The organism is Sphingomonas sp. 1185, from assembly GCF_040544655.1.
Classification (GTDB): domain Bacteria; phylum Pseudomonadota; class Alphaproteobacteria; order Sphingomonadales; family Sphingomonadaceae; genus Sphingomonas.
The window spans coordinates 151,119-167,314 of record NZ_JBEPKL010000003.1 but is presented as its reverse complement, the minus strand read 5'-3'; the positions used below and the strand labels follow the sequence as shown (position 1 = coordinate 167,314).

12 protein-coding genes are annotated in these 16,196 nt (G+C 67.7%); 4 read left to right on the top strand and 8 right to left on the bottom strand.

Annotation, left to right across the window (positions count from 1 at the left end):
- Window positions 1-28: 28 nt before the first annotated feature.
- The 4 genes from eat to ABIC44_RS04205 form a co-directional block, all read right to left on the bottom strand.
- The gene (gene eat, locus ABIC44_RS04220; RefSeq protein ID WP_354293872.1) at window positions 29-1,420 is read right to left on the bottom strand and encodes an ethanolamine permease; all 1,392 of its coding nucleotides are present in this window, start codon (window positions 1,418-1,420) and stop codon (window positions 29-31) included.
- Between the two features lie 14 nt (window positions 1,421-1,434).
- Complete coding sequence (gene eutC / locus ABIC44_RS04215; RefSeq protein WP_354293870.1) at window positions 1,435-2,238, bottom strand: ethanolamine ammonia-lyase subunit EutC; 804 nt, start codon at window positions 2,236-2,238, stop codon at window positions 1,435-1,437.
- Complete coding sequence (locus ABIC44_RS04210) at window positions 2,235-3,644, bottom strand: ethanolamine ammonia-lyase subunit EutB (RefSeq protein WP_354293868.1); 1,410 nt, start codon at window positions 3,642-3,644, stop codon at window positions 2,235-2,237. The genes eutC and ABIC44_RS04210 overlap by 4 nt, the downstream gene beginning before the upstream one ends.
- A 215-nt stretch (window positions 3,645-3,859) precedes the next feature.
- Window positions 3,860-4,057 (bottom strand): response regulator, encoded by a 198-nt coding sequence (locus ABIC44_RS04205; RefSeq protein ID WP_354293867.1) that lies wholly within the window; start codon window positions 4,055-4,057, stop codon window positions 3,860-3,862.
- Between the two features lie 240 nt (window positions 4,058-4,297).
- Between ABIC44_RS04205 and ABIC44_RS04200 the strand changes: the two genes are divergently transcribed.
- From ABIC44_RS04200 to ABIC44_RS04185, 4 genes are all read left to right on the top strand, one after another.
- Window positions 4,298-5,269 carry a patatin-like phospholipase family protein gene (locus tag ABIC44_RS04200; protein ID WP_354293866.1) on the top strand — a complete coding sequence of 324 codons (972 nt, stop codon included), beginning with the start codon at window positions 4,298-4,300 and terminating at the stop codon, window positions 5,267-5,269.
- Window positions 5,190-5,789 carry a zinc-binding dehydrogenase gene (locus tag ABIC44_RS04195; protein WP_354293864.1) on the top strand — a complete coding sequence of 200 codons (600 nt, stop codon included), beginning with the start codon at window positions 5,190-5,192 and terminating at the stop codon, window positions 5,787-5,789. Before ABIC44_RS04200 ends, ABIC44_RS04195 begins: the two co-directional genes overlap by 80 nt.
- A 148-nt stretch (window positions 5,790-5,937) precedes the next feature.
- Window positions 5,938-8,166, top strand: coding sequence for a glycosyltransferase family 32 protein (locus ABIC44_RS04190; RefSeq protein ID WP_354293863.1), 2,229 nt, complete (start codon window positions 5,938-5,940; stop codon window positions 8,164-8,166).
- Between the two features lie 200 nt (window positions 8,167-8,366).
- Complete coding sequence (locus ABIC44_RS04185) at window positions 8,367-9,608, top strand: DUF2254 domain-containing protein (RefSeq protein WP_354293862.1); 1,242 nt, start codon at window positions 8,367-8,369, stop codon at window positions 9,606-9,608.
- Between the two features lie 49 nt (window positions 9,609-9,657).
- Here the strand turns inward: ABIC44_RS04185 and ABIC44_RS04180 are convergent, their stop codons facing one another.
- The 4 genes from ABIC44_RS04180 to ptsP form a co-directional block, all read right to left on the bottom strand.
- A complete protein-coding gene (locus ABIC44_RS04180) occupies window positions 9,658-10,680 on the bottom strand; it encodes a sensor histidine kinase (protein WP_309695128.1) in 1,023 nt (340 codons plus the stop codon).
- Between the two features lie 184 nt (window positions 10,681-10,864).
- Window positions 10,865-12,559 (bottom strand): PTS fructose transporter subunit IIC, encoded by a 1,695-nt coding sequence (locus tag ABIC44_RS04175; protein ID WP_354293861.1) that lies wholly within the window; start codon window positions 12,557-12,559, stop codon window positions 10,865-10,867.
- Window positions 12,556-13,524 (bottom strand): 1-phosphofructokinase, encoded by a 969-nt coding sequence (gene pfkB, locus ABIC44_RS04170; protein ID WP_354293949.1) that lies wholly within the window; start codon window positions 13,522-13,524, stop codon window positions 12,556-12,558. Before pfkB ends, ABIC44_RS04175 begins: the two co-directional genes overlap by 4 nt.
- Window positions 13,524-16,070 carry a phosphoenolpyruvate--protein phosphotransferase gene (gene ptsP, locus ABIC44_RS04165; RefSeq protein WP_354293860.1) on the bottom strand — a complete coding sequence of 849 codons (2,547 nt, stop codon included), beginning with the start codon at window positions 16,068-16,070 and terminating at the stop codon, window positions 13,524-13,526. The genes pfkB and ptsP overlap by 1 nt, the downstream gene beginning before the upstream one ends.
- Window positions 16,071-16,196 lie beyond the last annotated feature (126 nt).

The window sequence follows — 16,196 nt, the reverse complement described above, 5'->3', positions numbered from 1 at the left end:
CGCCCATGTCGCGGCACCGGGAGGCCCGTCACGCGTCGCTGGCGGCGACCATGTCCGTCCGGTTGCCATGATCGCGTAACGCCGTCGCGCGCAGCCGGACCGACAGCAATACGGCGATCACCATGACCGTGACGAACAGCATCGCGATCGCCGCATTGTAATAGACCATCGCCACGGCCGCGACCGCCGCCATGCCCAGGGCAAAGCCGGGCACGACCGGGAAGCCAGGTGCGCGATAGGGCCGGACGAGGTCGGGCTCGCGCCGCCGCAGCCGGAACAGCGACAGCATCGACATGATGTACATGGTCAGGGCGCCGAAGACCGACAGCGTCACGACGCTCGCGGTCAGCGGCTGCCCGCCGAAGCGGATCCAGCCGTCGCTATAGATCGTCAGGACGCCGATCGCCGCGCCCGCGATCGTGGCGATGTGCGGCGTCCGGAACCGGGGATGCAGACGCCCCAGCGCGGCCGGGAGATAACCCGCGCGCGCCAGGGCGAACATCTGGCGGGCATAGCCCATGATGATGCCGTGGAACGAGGCGACGAGGCCGAACAGACCCAGCCAGACCAGCATGTGCAGCCAGCCGCTCGAATCCCCCACTGCCCGCCGCATCGCCTGGGGCAGCGGGTCGTTGAGGTTGGACAGGGCTTTCCAGTCGCCCGACCCGCCCGCCAGGATCATGACGCCGAAGGCCAGCGCGGTCAGCGTCACTATGCCGGTGACATAGGCGATCGGTATCGTCCGGCGCGGCTCCTTGGCCTCCTCGGCGGCCATCGCCACGCCCTCGATCGCCAGGAAAAACCAGATCGCGAAGGGGATGGCGGCGAACATGCCGCCGAGCGATCGCAGCGTGGGCGTATCGCTGCCTGCCCAGCCTCCAGCGACGAAATGGTCGAGCGAGAAGATCGGCGCGACCACCTTCATGAAGACCAGCAACTCGCCCACCGCGAGGATCGTCACGAACAGCTCGAAGGTCGCCGCGATCCCGACCCCGACGATGTTCAGCGCGACGAAGATCGCATAGGCCCCCAGTGCTGCCGTCCTGGGATCGAGCGACGGAAACTGCACGGCGAGATAGGCGCCGATCGCCAGCGAGATGGCGGGCGGGGCGAACACGAACTCGATCAGCGTGGCGAAACCGGCGATCGCGCCGCCCCAGGGGCCGAAGGCGCGATAGGCATAGGCAAAGGGGCCGCCCGCCTGCGGAATGGCGGTCGTCAGTTCGGTGAACGAAAAGATGAAGGCGATGTACATCGCCGCGACGATTGCGGTGACGGCAAGGAAGCCCAGCGTCCCGGCCGTCGCCCAGCCATAGCTCCAGCCGAAATATTCCCCCGATATGACCAGGCCGACGGCAATGCCCCAGAGGTGGAAGGCGTTCAGCGATTTCCTGAGATGCGTGTCTGCCCCGTGCGTCATAAGCCCCCTTACGATTATTCGCCTGCGATGCGCGGCATGGTCCCCTGGGATTCGAGGGTGTCCGCGTTCTGCCCCTCTTTCAGCGCGACCCCCGACAGCGACCGGCGCAGCGCCTCGCGCGCCAGCCATGCCAGCGTCCGCGCCGCCTGCTCATAGCTCTGGCCGCCATGCCGGTGGACGTTGGAGATACAATTGCGCTCCGAATCCCGTCGCCCCGGACGCGGGTCGTGCGTGAGGTACAGGCCCAGGCTGTCCGACACGGTCAGGCCCGGTCGCTCGCCGATCAGGATGACGCTCAGGCGTGCGCCGAGCGCGGCCCCGATCGGGTCGGCGATGGCCACGCGGGCCTGTCGCGCGATGACGACCGGCGCGATCGACAGCTCGGGCAGGGCCTGACGGCAGGCATGGATCATCGGCGCGGCGTGCCGCTGTACCGCGGTGGAGGACAGGCCGTCCCCGACCACGAACACGATGTCGAAGGGGCCGCGCAAGGCCGTCAGCCGCTCCGCGTCGTCCGGCGCGAGCAGGCGCCCCATGTCGGGCCGTCGCAAATAGGTCGCCCGGTCCGGGGCCATGCTGGCAACGGCGATGGTGGCCAGCGGCGCCAGGTCCCGCTCCAGCGCGGCGACATCGAGCATGGCATGCACCGCGTCGCGCGCCATGGCATGGGCCGCCTGGAACCGGAGGACCTCTTTCATCGGAATGGCGTTGCCCGAGCGGCCCAGGCCGATACGGGCCCTGGTCGCCCGGCGAAGGATCGTCCATGGATCGCGCGGCGTGGCGTCTTCGACCAGGGACCGGTCGCGATCGTCGCTCATGGCCGCGCTGCCCCCATATCCGCCCCCATATCCGCCAACGCCCGCAGCCGGGACTGGTCCGGGCCGATGGCGCGGATCGTGCCGTCGGGGGCGAGCATGTCCATGCGGTCGAGCCACGCCTCGAACTCCGGCGCGGCGCGGACGCCCAGGACGGAGCGGAGGTACAGCATGTCGTGATAGGCCAGGCTCTGATAGTTGAGCATGATGTCGTCGGCGCCGGGCACCATGATCAGGAAGGTGCAGCCCGCATGGGTCAGCACCGTCATCAGGACGTCCATATCGTCCTGATCCGCCTCGGCATGGTTGGTGTAGCAGACGTCGCACCCCATCGGCAGGCCGAGCAGCTTTCCGCAGAAATGATCCTCCAGCCCGGCCCGGACGATCTGCTTGCCGTCGTAAAGATATTCGGGGCCGATGAAGCCGACGACGGTGTTGACCAGCAACGGGTCGAACGCGCGGGCGACCGCATAGGCGCGTGTCTCCATCGTCTGCTGGTCGACGCCGTGATGCGCGTCGGCGGACAGCGCCGCGCCCTGTCCCGTCTCGAAATACATCGCATTGTCGCCGACCGTCCCGCGACGCAGCGACCGCGCTGCGTCGTGCGCCTCGCGCAGGATGGCGAGGTCGATGCCGAAACCGCGATTGGCCGCCTCGCTGCCCGCCACGGACTGAAAGACGAGATCGACCGGGGCGCCGCGCGCCATGATGTCGATCGTGTTGGTGACATGGGTCAGCACGCAGGTCTGCGTCGGAATGTCGTAGCGCTGGCGCAGATCGTCCAGCATCTTCATCAGGTCGATCGCGTTGGGCACGTTGTCGGTCGCCGGGTTGATGCCGATCGTCGCGTCGCCGACCCCGAACAACAGCCCGTCGAACACGCTCGCGGCGATGCCATGGCGATCGTCCGTCGGATGATTGGGTTGCAACCGCGTCGACAATCGCCCCGGCAGGCCGATCGTCGAGCGAAAGGCGGTGACGACACGGACCTTGCGCGCCACCGCGATCAGGTCCTGGTTGCGCATCAACTTGGATACGGCGGCGACCATTTCCGGGGTCAGGCCGCCCGCGACCGCCGCCAGCATGGCCGTGTCCGCCTGTTCGGACAGCAGCCAGTCCCGAAAGCCCCCGACGGTCAGATGCGCTAGCGGCGCGAAGGCGGAGGGATCGTGCCCGTCGATGATGAGGCGGGTGACCTCGTCCTCCTCATAGGGGACCAGTGCTTCGTGCAGAAACCGGTCGAGCGGGAGATCGGACAGGACGAACCGGGCCGCCATGCGCTGCGCCGCGCTTTCCGCGGCGATACCGGCCAGTTCGTCGCCGGAGCGCAGCGGCGATGCGCAGGCCAGGACGTGTTTGAGATCGCGAAAGACGAAGTGCTGGCCGCCGACATTCGAGGAATACGCCAATCCGACCTCCTGACCGCCATGCCGGATGCCACGCCGGAACGATGCGAGCTCTGTCAAATCCGCCCCTGGCGCCGCTGGCGAGGTCGCGCCCCCCGCTCTTCACCCCCGCGCTTTCCGGATCATGCAACGTGATCCGGATCAAGTCCATCGGGTCCATGCCCCCTATGTGCGATCGCGCCGCCGTCGGCTTCAACGACGCAAATGGGCCCGGAAGGTCAGGGCAGGACATTCTCCAGCGAATGCAGGAGTTGTCTGGCAACGAACGGCTTGGCACAGTTGACGACGTCGGGATAGCGGCCCTTCACGACGTCGTCCTCATACCCGCTGGCGAATATGAACGGGATGTGCCGCGCGGTCAGGGCGTCGGCCACGGGGAACGCGAACTGCCCGCCCAGATTGACGTCCAGGATCACCGCGTCGATCCGGTCTTCCTGTTCGATGCGGGACAGGGCGGAGGGGACCGAGGCTTCGGGGATCGGTCAGTTCGGCTTGCGGGTCCAGCGTCCTCGGTGCCGGGGCAACGTCCCGCCTGCGACGCGAGTTGCCGCCAGTTATCAGCAATTATGATCTATATCATTGAGAAATAAAAATAGTAACGTTCCCTCGCGCGACCATCCGGGCGTTCGTGGGTTTGTCGATGGATGACGCTCCAAATGCCGCCCGATCTGCGTATCGCCCTGGTGCTGGCCGGGGGCAATGCGTTGGGCGCCTATCAGGCGGGTGTCTATGAGGCATTGCACGATGCCGGTATCGCGCCCGACTGGATCGTCGGCACCTCCGTAGGGGCTATCAACGGCGCGATCATCGCGGGCAACGCGCCGGAGGACCGGCTGCCGCGACTGTCCGACCTGTGGCGTCCCGAAGCCACCGACCCTGTGGGCGTCTTGGGATGGGACGCGATGATCGACAGCTGGCGGCGCAGCGGCGAGGTGATCGCGACGCTGCTCGGCGGGCGGCGGGGGCTATTCGCGCCGCTGGGCATCGCCTTGGCCGCGCGCGATACGCCCGCGCTCTATGACACGACGGCCTTGGCCTGCACGCTGGCGCGGCTGGTCGATTTCGACCGGCTGAATGACGGCGCGGTCCGCTATATGGCGCAGGCGGTGACGCTGGATACGGGCGAGGAGGTCGTGTTCGACAGCGGGCGCGGCCGGATCGCGCCCGACCATATCCGCGCGAGCTGCGCCATGCCGCCTGCCTTTCCTCCGGTCGCGGTCGAGGGCACGCTCTACGTCGATGGCGGGCTGTCCGCAAACCTGCCGCTCGATCCCGTGCTGGCCCGGCCCGGCGACGCGCCGCTGCTGTGCATCGCGGTCGACCTCTTGCCGCTGGCCGGGCCGCGCCCGCCGAGCATCGGCGGGATGATCAGCCGCACGCAGGATCTGGCCTTCGCCGCACAATCGCGCCGGACCGGAACCCGTTCGCGCCCCATTCGAAAGACACGCCATGAAAGCCGCCCGGAAGACCGCCAATGGCCGTTTCGAGATCGCCGAAGTCCAGGAGCGGCGCCTGCCCGCCGACGATCGGGTCAAGGCGCGGGTGCGGATGGCGGGCATATGCGGAACCGACCTGCGCCATTGGGAAAAGGCGGAGGAGGAGCTTCACTGCTGTATCATGAGCCATGAACTGGCGGGCGAGGTGGTCGAGATCGGCTCGGCGGTTACCCGCGTCGCGATCATCGACAGGATGCCGCACGCCCTCGCGCTGGGCGCCGACCGCACCGTCCATTCGGACGACGATCCGCAGGCTGCGGTCGGCGCCATGACCGACGATCGCGGCGCCGACATCGTGTTCGAATGCGCGGGTGGCGAGTCCATGCCCGATACGCTGCCGCTCGCCACGCGCTTGGTGCGGCGCGGCGGCAAGGTCGTCATCGTCGGCGGTTTCGACGATGGCGCCATCGCCATCCCGCTGGAGTGGCAGCGTATCCAGATGTCCGAGATCACCCTGATCCCCAGCGCCAGCTTCGCCTTTTACGATATCCATGCCGAACAGGTCGAGGTGATCGATCTGGTGGCGCGCGGGGTGCTGAAGACCCAGGAGCTGATTACCCACCGCTTCCCGCTCGACCGGATCAACGACGCTTTCGAAGCGGCGCAGGATCGCGGCCGGACCGGCGCGATTTTCGTCGGCCTGACGATCTGACACCTCGCTCGCCAATATCGCATGGCCCGGGCAGCACGGGCGGCGCTCGTGCCCGGATTCTTTCCGTTCCGATTGCGACAACACAATCTTAAACACGTCCGGTTACCCTTCGGCAAACATCCCGACCAAGCCAGAAGGTATTGCCGCCATGATCCCCAAGCGCCTCCACGTCATCTGGGTCGGCGACGAAGCCAAGCGGCCGGACAATTGCATCGATACCTGGCGGGCGATGCATCCGGACTGGGAGTTCCGCTTATGGGGCAATCAGGACTTTTCCGCCTGCCAGTGGGCCAACCGCGCGCATATGGATGCGATGTGGTCGCGCGAGCTCAACGGGGTCGCCGATATGATGCGGTGGGAAATCCTTTACCACCATGGCGGCGTCCTGGTCGATGCCGACAGCATCTGCGTCCGCCCGCTGGACGAGCATCTCCTCGAATGCGAGGCGTTCGCCTGCTGGGAGAGCGAGGTGGCACGTCCGGGCCTGATCGCTGCGGGCTATTTCGGGTGCGAGAGCGAAAATCCGTTTGTCGGCCAGATCATCAAGGATATTGCCGCCGAGACCAGCGTCACCGACCGGATGGCGTGGCAGAGCGTCGGCCCGCAACGGGTGACCGACGCCTATCGTGCCTATGGCTATAATCGGCTGCGTATCTATCCCAGCCATTATTTCATCCCGGAGCATTTCACCGGCATCGCCTATGACGGCAGCGATCCGGTCTATGCGCATCAGCTCTGGGGATCGACGCGCGGCGCCTATGACGTGATCCACCAACACGCGCTCGTCTCCGTCGCTCCGGTTCCGGCCCCGCAGCCCGAGGCCCCGGTGGCGGTGCACGACCCGGATCTGGAGCAGGGTCTGTTCCACCGGGTCTGGTTCGGAGACAAGCCGATCCCGCCGCATTACGAAGCCTATTGGGCGGCATGGCAGCGCCAGTTCCCGGATGCGCGCTTCATCACCTGGACCGATGCGGACGTGGCGAAACTGACCATGTCGCGCGAGAAGATCGAGGCTGTCTCGGTCCTTCCGATGCGCGCCGACATCGCCCGCTACGAAATCCTCTATCGCTTCGGCGGTATCTGCCTGGATTGCGACATCATGCCGCATCGGCATTTCGACCCCGCCGAAATGTCGCGGACGCTGACCGTTTGCAACGAGGACGCCTCGACCGACTATTGCTCGATCGGTTTCATCGGCGCGCCGAAGGGGCACGCGATCTTCCGCGAATTGCTCGATCATATCATGACCCATGATCTCGATGAGACACGGGTCAATATCTCGACCGGGCCCTGGCTGTTCGGCGCCTTCTTGAAGCGGCATGCGCATCGCCGGCTCGGGACCGAGGCGTTCTACCCGTATCTTTACGACCAGCCGCTGGCGTCGCTGCGCCGACGGACGCTGGAAAACACCTATGGCATCCACGTCTGGGGCGGCTCCTGGCTGCCCGAGCAGGTGCGCAAGGACAAGGCGATGGATCTGCTCCGCAAGGGCGATCTGGAAGAACCCGCCGCAATCCTAGCAGGTTACGACGATGAGTGGTCACAGGATGTCAGCATTCTGATCCAGGGAATGCGGGAGATCCGCACCGGCAGCGTCGGCATGGCGGCGATTTTGCAACCCGATATGTCGATCGATGCGGACGACCGGCTCGCATTCGAATTCGGCAAGGTCGCGGCCTGGCTGCTCAACCGCGATGGCGGCCATATGGTGTGGCGGATCGGTGCGAGCGAGGGCACGTCGGTCGACCCGCTGCGGCCGGTGATGGTCAATTATGATCCACCCGCGGTTCTGCTGGAGCCCGATGCGCACAGGTTCGCCGCCTTGGAGCGCGGCTATCGCAACAACCGCAACGCGATGTTCCTGCCCTTCGGATACGAGACGGGTGAGGGGAGGGTCTATGCGGTGGACCCGATAATGGTCGCGGCACCGGGCTTGGCCCAGGCTGTCGGCGCTTCCCCGGTCCGCAATGGCAGGAAGGCGATCAACGGCAAGACGAGCATGATCCAAGGCTCGTCCTGTATCGAAAAGACGGCGGTGCCGGTCGTCACCTATCAGGACATGCTGGCCAAGACCGGCGGCCGCGCGGCGGACATCCTCGTGGTCGATGCCGGGAGCATGGACAGTGCGATCATCCTCGACATTCTCGGCCATGGAGCCTTGCCGATGGTCCTCCATTTCGAGACACGCCGCCTCGACGCCGATGAGCAGCACGCGCTGCTGGCAGCGCTGGAAGGCGATTATGTCGTGCTTGGCTTCGGAGACGCCATGACCGCCTACCGCATCGACGTCATCAAGGATTATGCGCGGGCGCTCTATATCGAGCATGGCATGCCGACGATCTACAGCGCGGGCCTGAAGATGCTGAACGGGCTGTAACCGGCGGGGCGCGGCATGGAAAAATCGTCCCGTCGTTGAGGGGCGGTGAGCCAAAGATCGGCCATCTGCGTATAAGCTGCCGAAGACGCCGCCGTCCCTCTGCCGTGCGCTCGCGTTCCATCCCCCTGGGCGGGCGACGCGGTGGGAGGGATCGGCGTCGACCGGGGTGGCAGAGGCAGAAAAAGGAAACGCAGGACCCGATGATCTCGAAGGCCCGCATCGGATGGCTCCTCCATCGTATCGCTCGCAAGATCTGGTTCCGCGCCGCGCTGATCAGTGCCGCCAGCGTGGTCGTCGCCGCCTTTGCGGGGATCGTCGCCCGAACGGTCCCCTATCATTTCACAGGCGACATCGGTCAGAATGCCGTCGGTACGGTCCTGGAGATCATCGCCTCCTCGATGCTCGCCGTCACCACCTTCTCGTTGACGGCGATGGTCAGCGCCTATTCCTCCGCGACCCAGCTGGCGACGCCGCGTGCGACCCAGTTGCTGATCTCGGATCGCATGTCGCAAAATGCGCTCTCGACCTTTCTCGGGGCGTTCATCTTTGCCGTGGTCGGCATCATCGGCCTGCAAACCCGCCTCTATGGCGGGCAGGGGCGCGTGTTGCTGCTGATCGCCACGGTCCTGCTCGTCGCGCTGGTAGTCGTGACCCTGCTGCGCTGGATCGCCCACCTGGCCGCGTTCGGGCGCATGTCGGACGTGATCGACCGGGTCGAGGATGCGGCAGGGGCCGCCATGCGGGCGTTCGCGAGCGACCCATATCTGGGCGGAGGACCGGCCATCCCGGTTCCCGCCCATGCGCGGCCGGTGCGGTCACAGGCGATCGGTTATGTGACGCATGTCGATATCGGTCGCCTGGCCGCGCTGGCCTGGGAACACGACCTCGTCGTCCATGTGGAGGCGATCCCCGGTACGCTGGTGCACAAGGGGCGTCCGCTGCTCCATGTGGTCGGGGGGACGGCGGACTGCGACGACGACCTGTCGGGCGCCTTCGTGATCGAGCGGCACCGCGATTTCGATCATGATCCCCGGCTCGGACAGATCGCCCTTGGCGAGATTGCGGGGCGGGCGCTGGCACCTGCCACCAATGATCCCGGCACCGCCGTCGAGGTGCTGAATGCGTTGTTGCGCACCCTGAGCGAGCTGCCCGCGCAGGCGCCGTCAGCGGATGCCGATCTGCCGCCCGTCCATGTCCCGCGTCCGTCCGTGGACGAGATGATCCGCGCCGGCTTCACGCCGATCGTGCGGGAGGGGGCAGGCGAGGAAGAGGTCACCATCCGCGCCTTCAAGATCCTCCACGCGCTGGGTGAGGCCCTGCCTCACGCGGTCGGAACGACCCGCGCGCTGGCGCATGAGCTGCGGCAGAATGTCGAGCGCGTGATGCTCGACCAGGCCGCCCTGGCGCGGACGCTGGCGGTATATGAGGAGCATGCGCGTTGACCGTTTCGACGGGACACGCCCATTCGCGCGCCACGCGGCGCCTTGCCGATCACCCCTGATCGGCGCTGTTGGGCAGCGAGAGGCGGAGCATCGCCCCTGATGACCTGTTGTTCTGGATGCTGATCTCGGCCTCCATCTGCTTGGCCAGACTGCGCACCAGCTTCAGGCCGAGGCTGTCCGATCGATGGAGGTCGAAATCCGGCGGCAAGCCCGCCCCATCGTCGATCACGCGAAGCTCTATGATATCGTCCTCCAGGGTCAGGGTAACGACGAGCTGGCCGAATTCGCGGTCGGCAAAGCCATGTTCCATCGCGTTGGCGATGCCTTCCGCCATGATGAGGGCAAGCGGAATGGCCGCATCGGGGGACAGGCGGATGCCGGGAACGGCCTCGATCCGGTGCAGGATGCCGGGTTTGCTGTCGGCGGCGAAAAGGTCCGTCATCAGGTCGCGGAGGAAGATGTCCAGCGGCACCTGCTCTCCGGTGGTCGAATAGAGCTGCCGCTGGATTCGTCCGATCAGCTGCAATTTGGTGGACGCGTCGGTCAGGACCATGCGCGCGATCGGGTCGACGACCTGCCGCTGTTGGAGGGACAGCATGGCACCGACCATCTGGATGTTGTTGGACACGCGGTGTTGCAATTCGTGGAAGAGCAGCTCGGTCCGTTCGGCCAGCTGCCGCTGCTCGGCCGCCAGTCGGGACGAGCGTTCATTGGCGCGCTGCATGGCATCGACCAGCCCGATATCGACCGCAACGACCCCGGCGTAAAAGCCCAGGGCCACCAGCGTGCGGGATTCGAAATCGAACGTATGGACCGGCGGAATGAAGAAATACCAGGCGAGCAGGCCGCAGACGATGGCCGAAACGGTGCCCGGTCCGCGCCCGAACAGGAACGCGGAAATGATGACCGCCGGAAAGAACGTCAGATAGGGAAAGCCCGGCGGAAAGGCCGGGTCGAGCGCCCAGCGCACCCACCAGGCGATGGCCGACAGCAGCAGCGCCGCCGCATAGGCCAGCGCCCTGCGCTCGCGAAGCAGCGGCAATTGCCCAAAGGCCCGGCGTCTTACCCCCATATTCCGTCCAAGCCCTTTTATGTGGCGTCCCTCCTGCGCGATCCCGCGACGGGTTGCAACTCGGGTAAGCATTGGCCCGAACGCCCCTTTTGCGCGCCATGGGGCGTGGCGCGGCATTCATCGGCGGGATTGCCGGGCATCCCACCGGGCGTGGGGGCGGCCGCTTATCACGACCGCCCCGCTATCATCCTTGCGCCACCGGACGCTTCAGCACGCCGATGAGCAGCGCACTCACCACCACGCCGGCCAGGATCGCCACGAGATAGGCGGCCAGATGCGTGACGGCGCCGGGAATAGGCAGCACGAACACACCGCCATGCGGCACGCGCAGTTCGACACCGGCGACCATCGAGATCGCCCCGGTGACGGCCGACCCCGCCATCAGCGACGGGATCATCCGGAGCGGATCGCGCGCGGCGAAGGGGATCGCGCCCTCGCTGATGAAGGCCAGCCCGAGAACGGCGGCGGCGGCCCCCGCCTCGCGCTCGTCGGCGGTGAAGCGGGTGCCGAACAGCCGCGTCGCGAGCGCGATGGCAAGCGGTGGCGTCATGCCCGCCGCCATGGTCGCCGCCATCGGCGTATAGACCTGCGACGCGACCAGTCCGACCGAAAAGGCATAGGCCGCCTTGTTGACCGGGCCGCCCATGTCGAACGCCATCATCGCGCCCAGGATCAGCCCGAGCAGGACCGCGTTGGACCCCTGCATCCCGCGCAGCCATTCGGTCAGGAAGGCCAGCGCCGCCGCGACCGGCGTGCCCACCGCATAGATCATCAGCAGCCCGGTCAGCAGCGTGCCGAGTAGCGGCAGGATCAGCACGGGCTTCAGGCCCTGAAGGTTTTTGGGCAGGCGGATCGCCCGGTTCAGCGCGTCGACGCCGTAACCCGCGATGAAGCCCGCCACGATGCCGCCGAGAAAGCCCGCGCCTAGCGTGCTGGCGAGCATCCCGCCGATCATCCCCGGCGCGATGCCGGGCCGGTCGGCGATCGAATAGGCGATATATCCGGCCAGCGCCGGGACCATCAGCGCAAAGCCCGCCTTCGCCCCGATGGTGAACAGGGCATGGGCGAGCGTGCCCGCAGCGGCATCGTCATTGGCGTGGATGCCGCCCAGCGCGAAGGCGAGGGCGATCAGCAGCCCGCCCGCCACCACGAAGGGCAGCATGAACGACACGCCGGTCATCAGATGCTTATAGGGTCCGGCACGCTCGCTGGCGGGGGAGGCGGTGGGCGCATCGCCTCCGGCGGCCTCGCCCTGGACCCTCGCTTCTGCCAGCGCCTTTTCGATCAGCGCCGCGCCGCCGGTGATGGCGGGTTTCGTGTTGCTGACCAGCACGCGCTTGCCCGCGAACCGCGCGCGATCGACCTCGCGGTCGGCGGCGATCAGGACTACATCGGCCTCGGCGATCTGTTCGGGGGTCAGCGGGTTGCCCGCGCCGACCGACCCTTGCGTCTCGACATGGATGTCATAGCCGAGTTGCCGCGCGCCCTCCTGCAACCCCTCCGCCGCCATGAAGGTATGCGCGATGCCGGTGGGGCAGGAGGTGATGGCGACGATTTTCCGGGCCCGACCGGCGACCGGGCGGTCGGACTGCATGTCGAGCGCGGCGGCTGGATCGGCGAGCACCGCCTCCAGCGTCACCATATGGTCGGCGCGGGCGCGGGTCGCCGCATCGGCGGTGTCGGCGGCGCCGACGAACAGCAGGCGGTCGCCGCTCTCCGTCGGTCCGGGCGAGACCGGGTTGACGATACCCTGCGCGGTGCGCAGCTCGATCTCGATCGGCGAGCCGATATCGCGCGCGGCACGGCGCAGCGCTTCGCCCGCCAGTACGCCGGTGACGCCGGACTCGCGCGCATCGACGATCGCAAAAATCCGCTTCATGCGTCCTCTCCCGTCATCGCCGGGCCGGTCTTGGCGACCTGGCGGATCATGACCTGCCCGGCCAGCGAATCGATCGTCGCCCCGCTCGGCAGGTGCGGGCCAGTGCGGCCCAGCTTGGCGACCGCGAAGGCCGTAGACAGTCTGGCGATGCGTTCGAGCGAGGCGCCCTCGGCAAGCCCGGCGGCGAGGCCCGCGACCATGGCGTCCCCGGCGCCGACGGTGCTGGCCAGCGGCCCCGCCGCCAGCTTCGCCAGGATCGCGCCTTCGTCCGACAGGAACAGTGCGCCGTCCTCTCCCATCGACACGACGACCAGCGCGACCCCGCGCCGGAGCAGCGTCTCGGCGCAGCGTACGACATCGTCCAGGCCGTCGAGCGGCTCGCCCAACCAGGCGGCCAGTTCGCGCCGGTTCGGCTTGACGATCGCGGGCAGGGTGGCCGCGCGAAGCGCCTGGGTCAAAGCAGGGCCGCTGGTGTCGAGCAGCACCTTGGCGCCGCGTTCGCTCAGGGTTCGGATCATGTCGGCATACACGCCGGGATGGCATCCCGGCGGCAGGCTTCCGGACAGGACGATCAGCGTGTTCGGCCCCGCAAAGTCCGCCACCGCCTGCTCGACGGCGGCGACCTGCGCTTCCTCGACCGCCGCGCCGCTCATGTTGATGTCGGTGGTGTCGGCATCGTCGACAAGCTTCATGTTGACGCGGGTATCGCCGGATACGCGCAGGAAGCGATCCTGGATCGCCTTTTGCGCGAACAGCGCCTCGAACAGCGCCGCATTGGCCTGTCCCAGCAGTCCGAATACGCTGACCGGCACGCCCCAGTCGGCAAGGCAGCTGGCGACATTGATACCCTTGCCCCCCGCATCCTGTCGGACGGAACGGGCGCGATGGACCTCGCCGGGGATCAGCCGATCCAGCGTGATCGTCTGGTCGATCGCGGGATTGAAGGTGACGGTGGCGATACGCATCACGCGGCATTCCTTTCGAGTTGGTCGCCGGTCGGCGCGGCATCCAGCGCCCGCACATCCGCCGCGCTCTCCATCTCCAGCGCCCGCGCCGCCAGCGCCTGCAACGCCGGAAGCTCGCTGGTGCGAAGCCGAGCCTTGACCGCGGGCAGGTCGCGCGGGGTCATCGACAATTCCGTCACGCCCAGCCCGGTGAGCAGCGCCGCGCCGAACGGATCGCCCGCCAGCCCGCCGCACACCCCGACCCAGCGATCATGCCGCCGCGCGCCCGCCACGGTCATGGCGATCAGGCGCAGCACCGCCGGGTGAAGCGAGTCGGCCTCGCTGGCGAGCTCGGGGTTCTGCCGGTCGATCGCCAGCGTATATTGGGTCAGGTCATTGGTGCCGATCGAGAAGAAATCGGCATGGGCGGCCAGGGCATCGGCCTGGACGGCAGCGGCGGGCACCTCGATCATGATGCCGATCGGCACGACCGGCGCGTCCAGCGCAACCCGCACCGCCTCGCACCGTTCGCGCAACGCCACCAGTTCGGCGGCCGAGGTGATCATCGGGAACATGATCGACAGATCGCCCGACTCCTTGGCCGCGCGGTACAGCGCGCGCAGCTGCGGCTCCAGCAGATCGGGGCGGCGCAGCAACAGCCGCGCGCCGCGTACACCGAGAAAGGGGTTCTCCTCCTTGGGCAGATGCAAATGCGGCACCTGCTTGTCGCCGCCGATATCGAGCGTGCGGACGATCAGCGGGCGGCCGTCCAGCGCATCGATCATCGCGCGATAGACCGCGAACTGTTCGTCCTCGCTGGGGCTGTCGCCGCGCTCGAGGAACAGGAATTCGGTACGCATCAGGCCGACGCCCTCGCCACCCTGGGCCAGCGCCTCGGCCACCTGATCGGGCCGGTTCACATTGGCGGCGATCGCGACCTGATGGCCGTCGCGCGTCACCGCGGGGCGGCTGCGTTCGGCCTCCTCCGCCGCGCGCCGCGCCGCGATCTCGGCAATCCAGCCCCGCGCGGAGGCGAGATCGGCCTCCGAGGGATCGAGCCAGACGCGGCCCGTATCGCCATCGACGATCGCGATCGATCCCGCCGCCTGCGACAACAGCTCCGCGCCGCCCGCGACCACCGACGGCAGGCCGAGCGTACGGGCGAGGATGGCGCTGTGCGAGGTGGGGCCGCCCAACGCGGTGGCGATGCCCGCGACGCGGCGGGTGTCGAGCGCGGCGGTGTCCGACGGCGCGAGGTCGGCCGCGACCAGGATGCACGGCTCCTGCGGCAGGTCGTCCAGCGTGCCCAGGCCCAGGCCGGGATCGATCTGGGCCAGCACGCGCCGACCGATATCGCGCAGATCGGCCGAGCGCGCGGCCAGCACCGGATTGCCCAGCGCGGACAACTGGCCCGCCATCCGCTCGATCGCCTGATGCCAGGACCAGGCGACGCCATGCCCCTCGACCATCAACTGGCAGGTGAGGGTGATGAGATCGGTATCGTCAAGCAGCGTCGCCTGCGCCTTAAAGATCGCCGCATCCCCCGCGCCCAGACGCCGCGTGGTCTCTTCGATCAGCGTCGTCATCTGCGCGCGGGTGCGCACCAGCGCCTCGTCGAGCAGCGCGCCGCCGCGCGCCAGATCGACCGGCTGGTCGGGGACGTCCAGTTCGGCCGCCGCCAGGACATGGACCTTGCCGATCGCCAGACCGGGGCTGGCGGCCACACCCGCGATCATCGCCGGGGTGCCGACGGGCTTCCAGCCGCGTACGGGTATGGCGGCGGCGGCCTTTTCCGCCGCGCGGGCGGCATCCGCCTTTTCGCGGCCGGTCAGGCGGCTGATCGCGGTGCGGAAGCTCTCGAGTGCGCCGGCGGCGGCGGGACCGGATGCGGAGATGCTGACGGTGTCACCCGCTTTCAGCCCCAGCTGCAACAGCGCCACCAGGCTGCGCGGATCGGCGGTCTCGGCACCATGCCGGACCCGCAATGCGACCGGCAGCGCCTTGGCCGCTTCGGCCCAGGCGGCGGCGGGGCGTGCGTGCAGCCCGGTGGGATAGTCGATGGTCCAGCTCACCCGCTCGTCCAGATCCTCGGCCGGAGGGCGTGCCTGGCCCTGATCGCGCGCATCGTCGCTCAGTGCGGCGGCGATCACCGCCGGGTCGCTGGTCTTCGCCAGTTGCTGCAACCGCGCCTCGTCCTGGATGAGCCGCGTCAGGCGGCGCAGGATCGCGATATGGCTGTCCGAACTGGCGGCGATGCCGATGACCAGATGCGCGATCTGGCCGGGATTCCATTCGATGCCGTCGACGAACTGGAGAACCGCGATCCCGTCGCGCCGTACCAGCCCCTTGTCCTCGCCCAGGCCATGGGGAATGGCGACGCCCGCGCCGAGAAAGGTGTTCGCGACGCCTTCGCGCGCGATCATGCTTTCCTCATAGCCCGGCGCGACGCAACCGGCGGCGACCAGCAGCTGGCCCGCCTGGCGGATCGCATCGCTCTTGTCGGTCGCCGTCACGGCGAGACGGATCAGCTCCGGGCCGATCACGGGTGATGGGGACTGGGTGTGCATGTCTCTGTTGGCCTCTCCGCCGCGAGTCTCAATTCTTCGCTTGCCAGATTGGAAAACGTTTTCCCGCAACTTTGTCAATGGGCCTTGCAACGAATCGCCTTACGCGACATGAAGGATGGAAATGAG

Bases quoted from the DNA above. Each gene is read 5' to 3' on its own strand.
- ABIC44_RS04175 (WP_354293861.1), bottom strand. From the start codon at position 12,559: ATGAAGCGGATTTTTGCGATCGTCGATGCGCGCGAGTCCGGCGTCACC.
- ABIC44_RS04180 (WP_309695128.1), bottom strand. From the start codon at position 10,680: ATGGGGGTAAGACGCCGGGCCTTTGGGCAATTGCCGCTGCTTCGCGAG.
- eutC (WP_354293870.1), bottom strand. From the start codon at position 2,238: ATGAGCGACGATCGCGACCGGTCCCTGGTCGAAGACGCCACGCCGCGC.
- pfkB (WP_354293949.1), bottom strand. From the start codon at position 13,524: ATGCGTATCGCCACCGTCACCTTCAATCCCGCGATCGACCAGACGATC.
- ABIC44_RS04185 (WP_354293862.1), top strand. From the start codon at position 8,367: ATGATCTCGAAGGCCCGCATCGGATGGCTCCTCCATCGTATCGCTCGC.
- eat (WP_354293872.1), bottom strand. From the start codon at position 1,420: ATGACGCACGGGGCAGACACGCATCTCAGGAAATCGCTGAACGCCTTC.
- ABIC44_RS04190 (WP_354293863.1), top strand. From the start codon at position 5,938: ATGATCCCCAAGCGCCTCCACGTCATCTGGGTCGGCGACGAAGCCAAG.
- ptsP (WP_354293860.1), bottom strand. From the start codon at position 16,070: ATGCACACCCAGTCCCCATCACCCGTGATCGGCCCGGAGCTGATCCGT.
- ABIC44_RS04200 (WP_354293866.1), top strand. From the start codon at position 4,298: ATGCCGCCCGATCTGCGTATCGCCCTGGTGCTGGCCGGGGGCAATGCG.
- ABIC44_RS04195 (WP_354293864.1), top strand. From the start codon at position 5,190: ATGGCGGGCATATGCGGAACCGACCTGCGCCATTGGGAAAAGGCGGAG.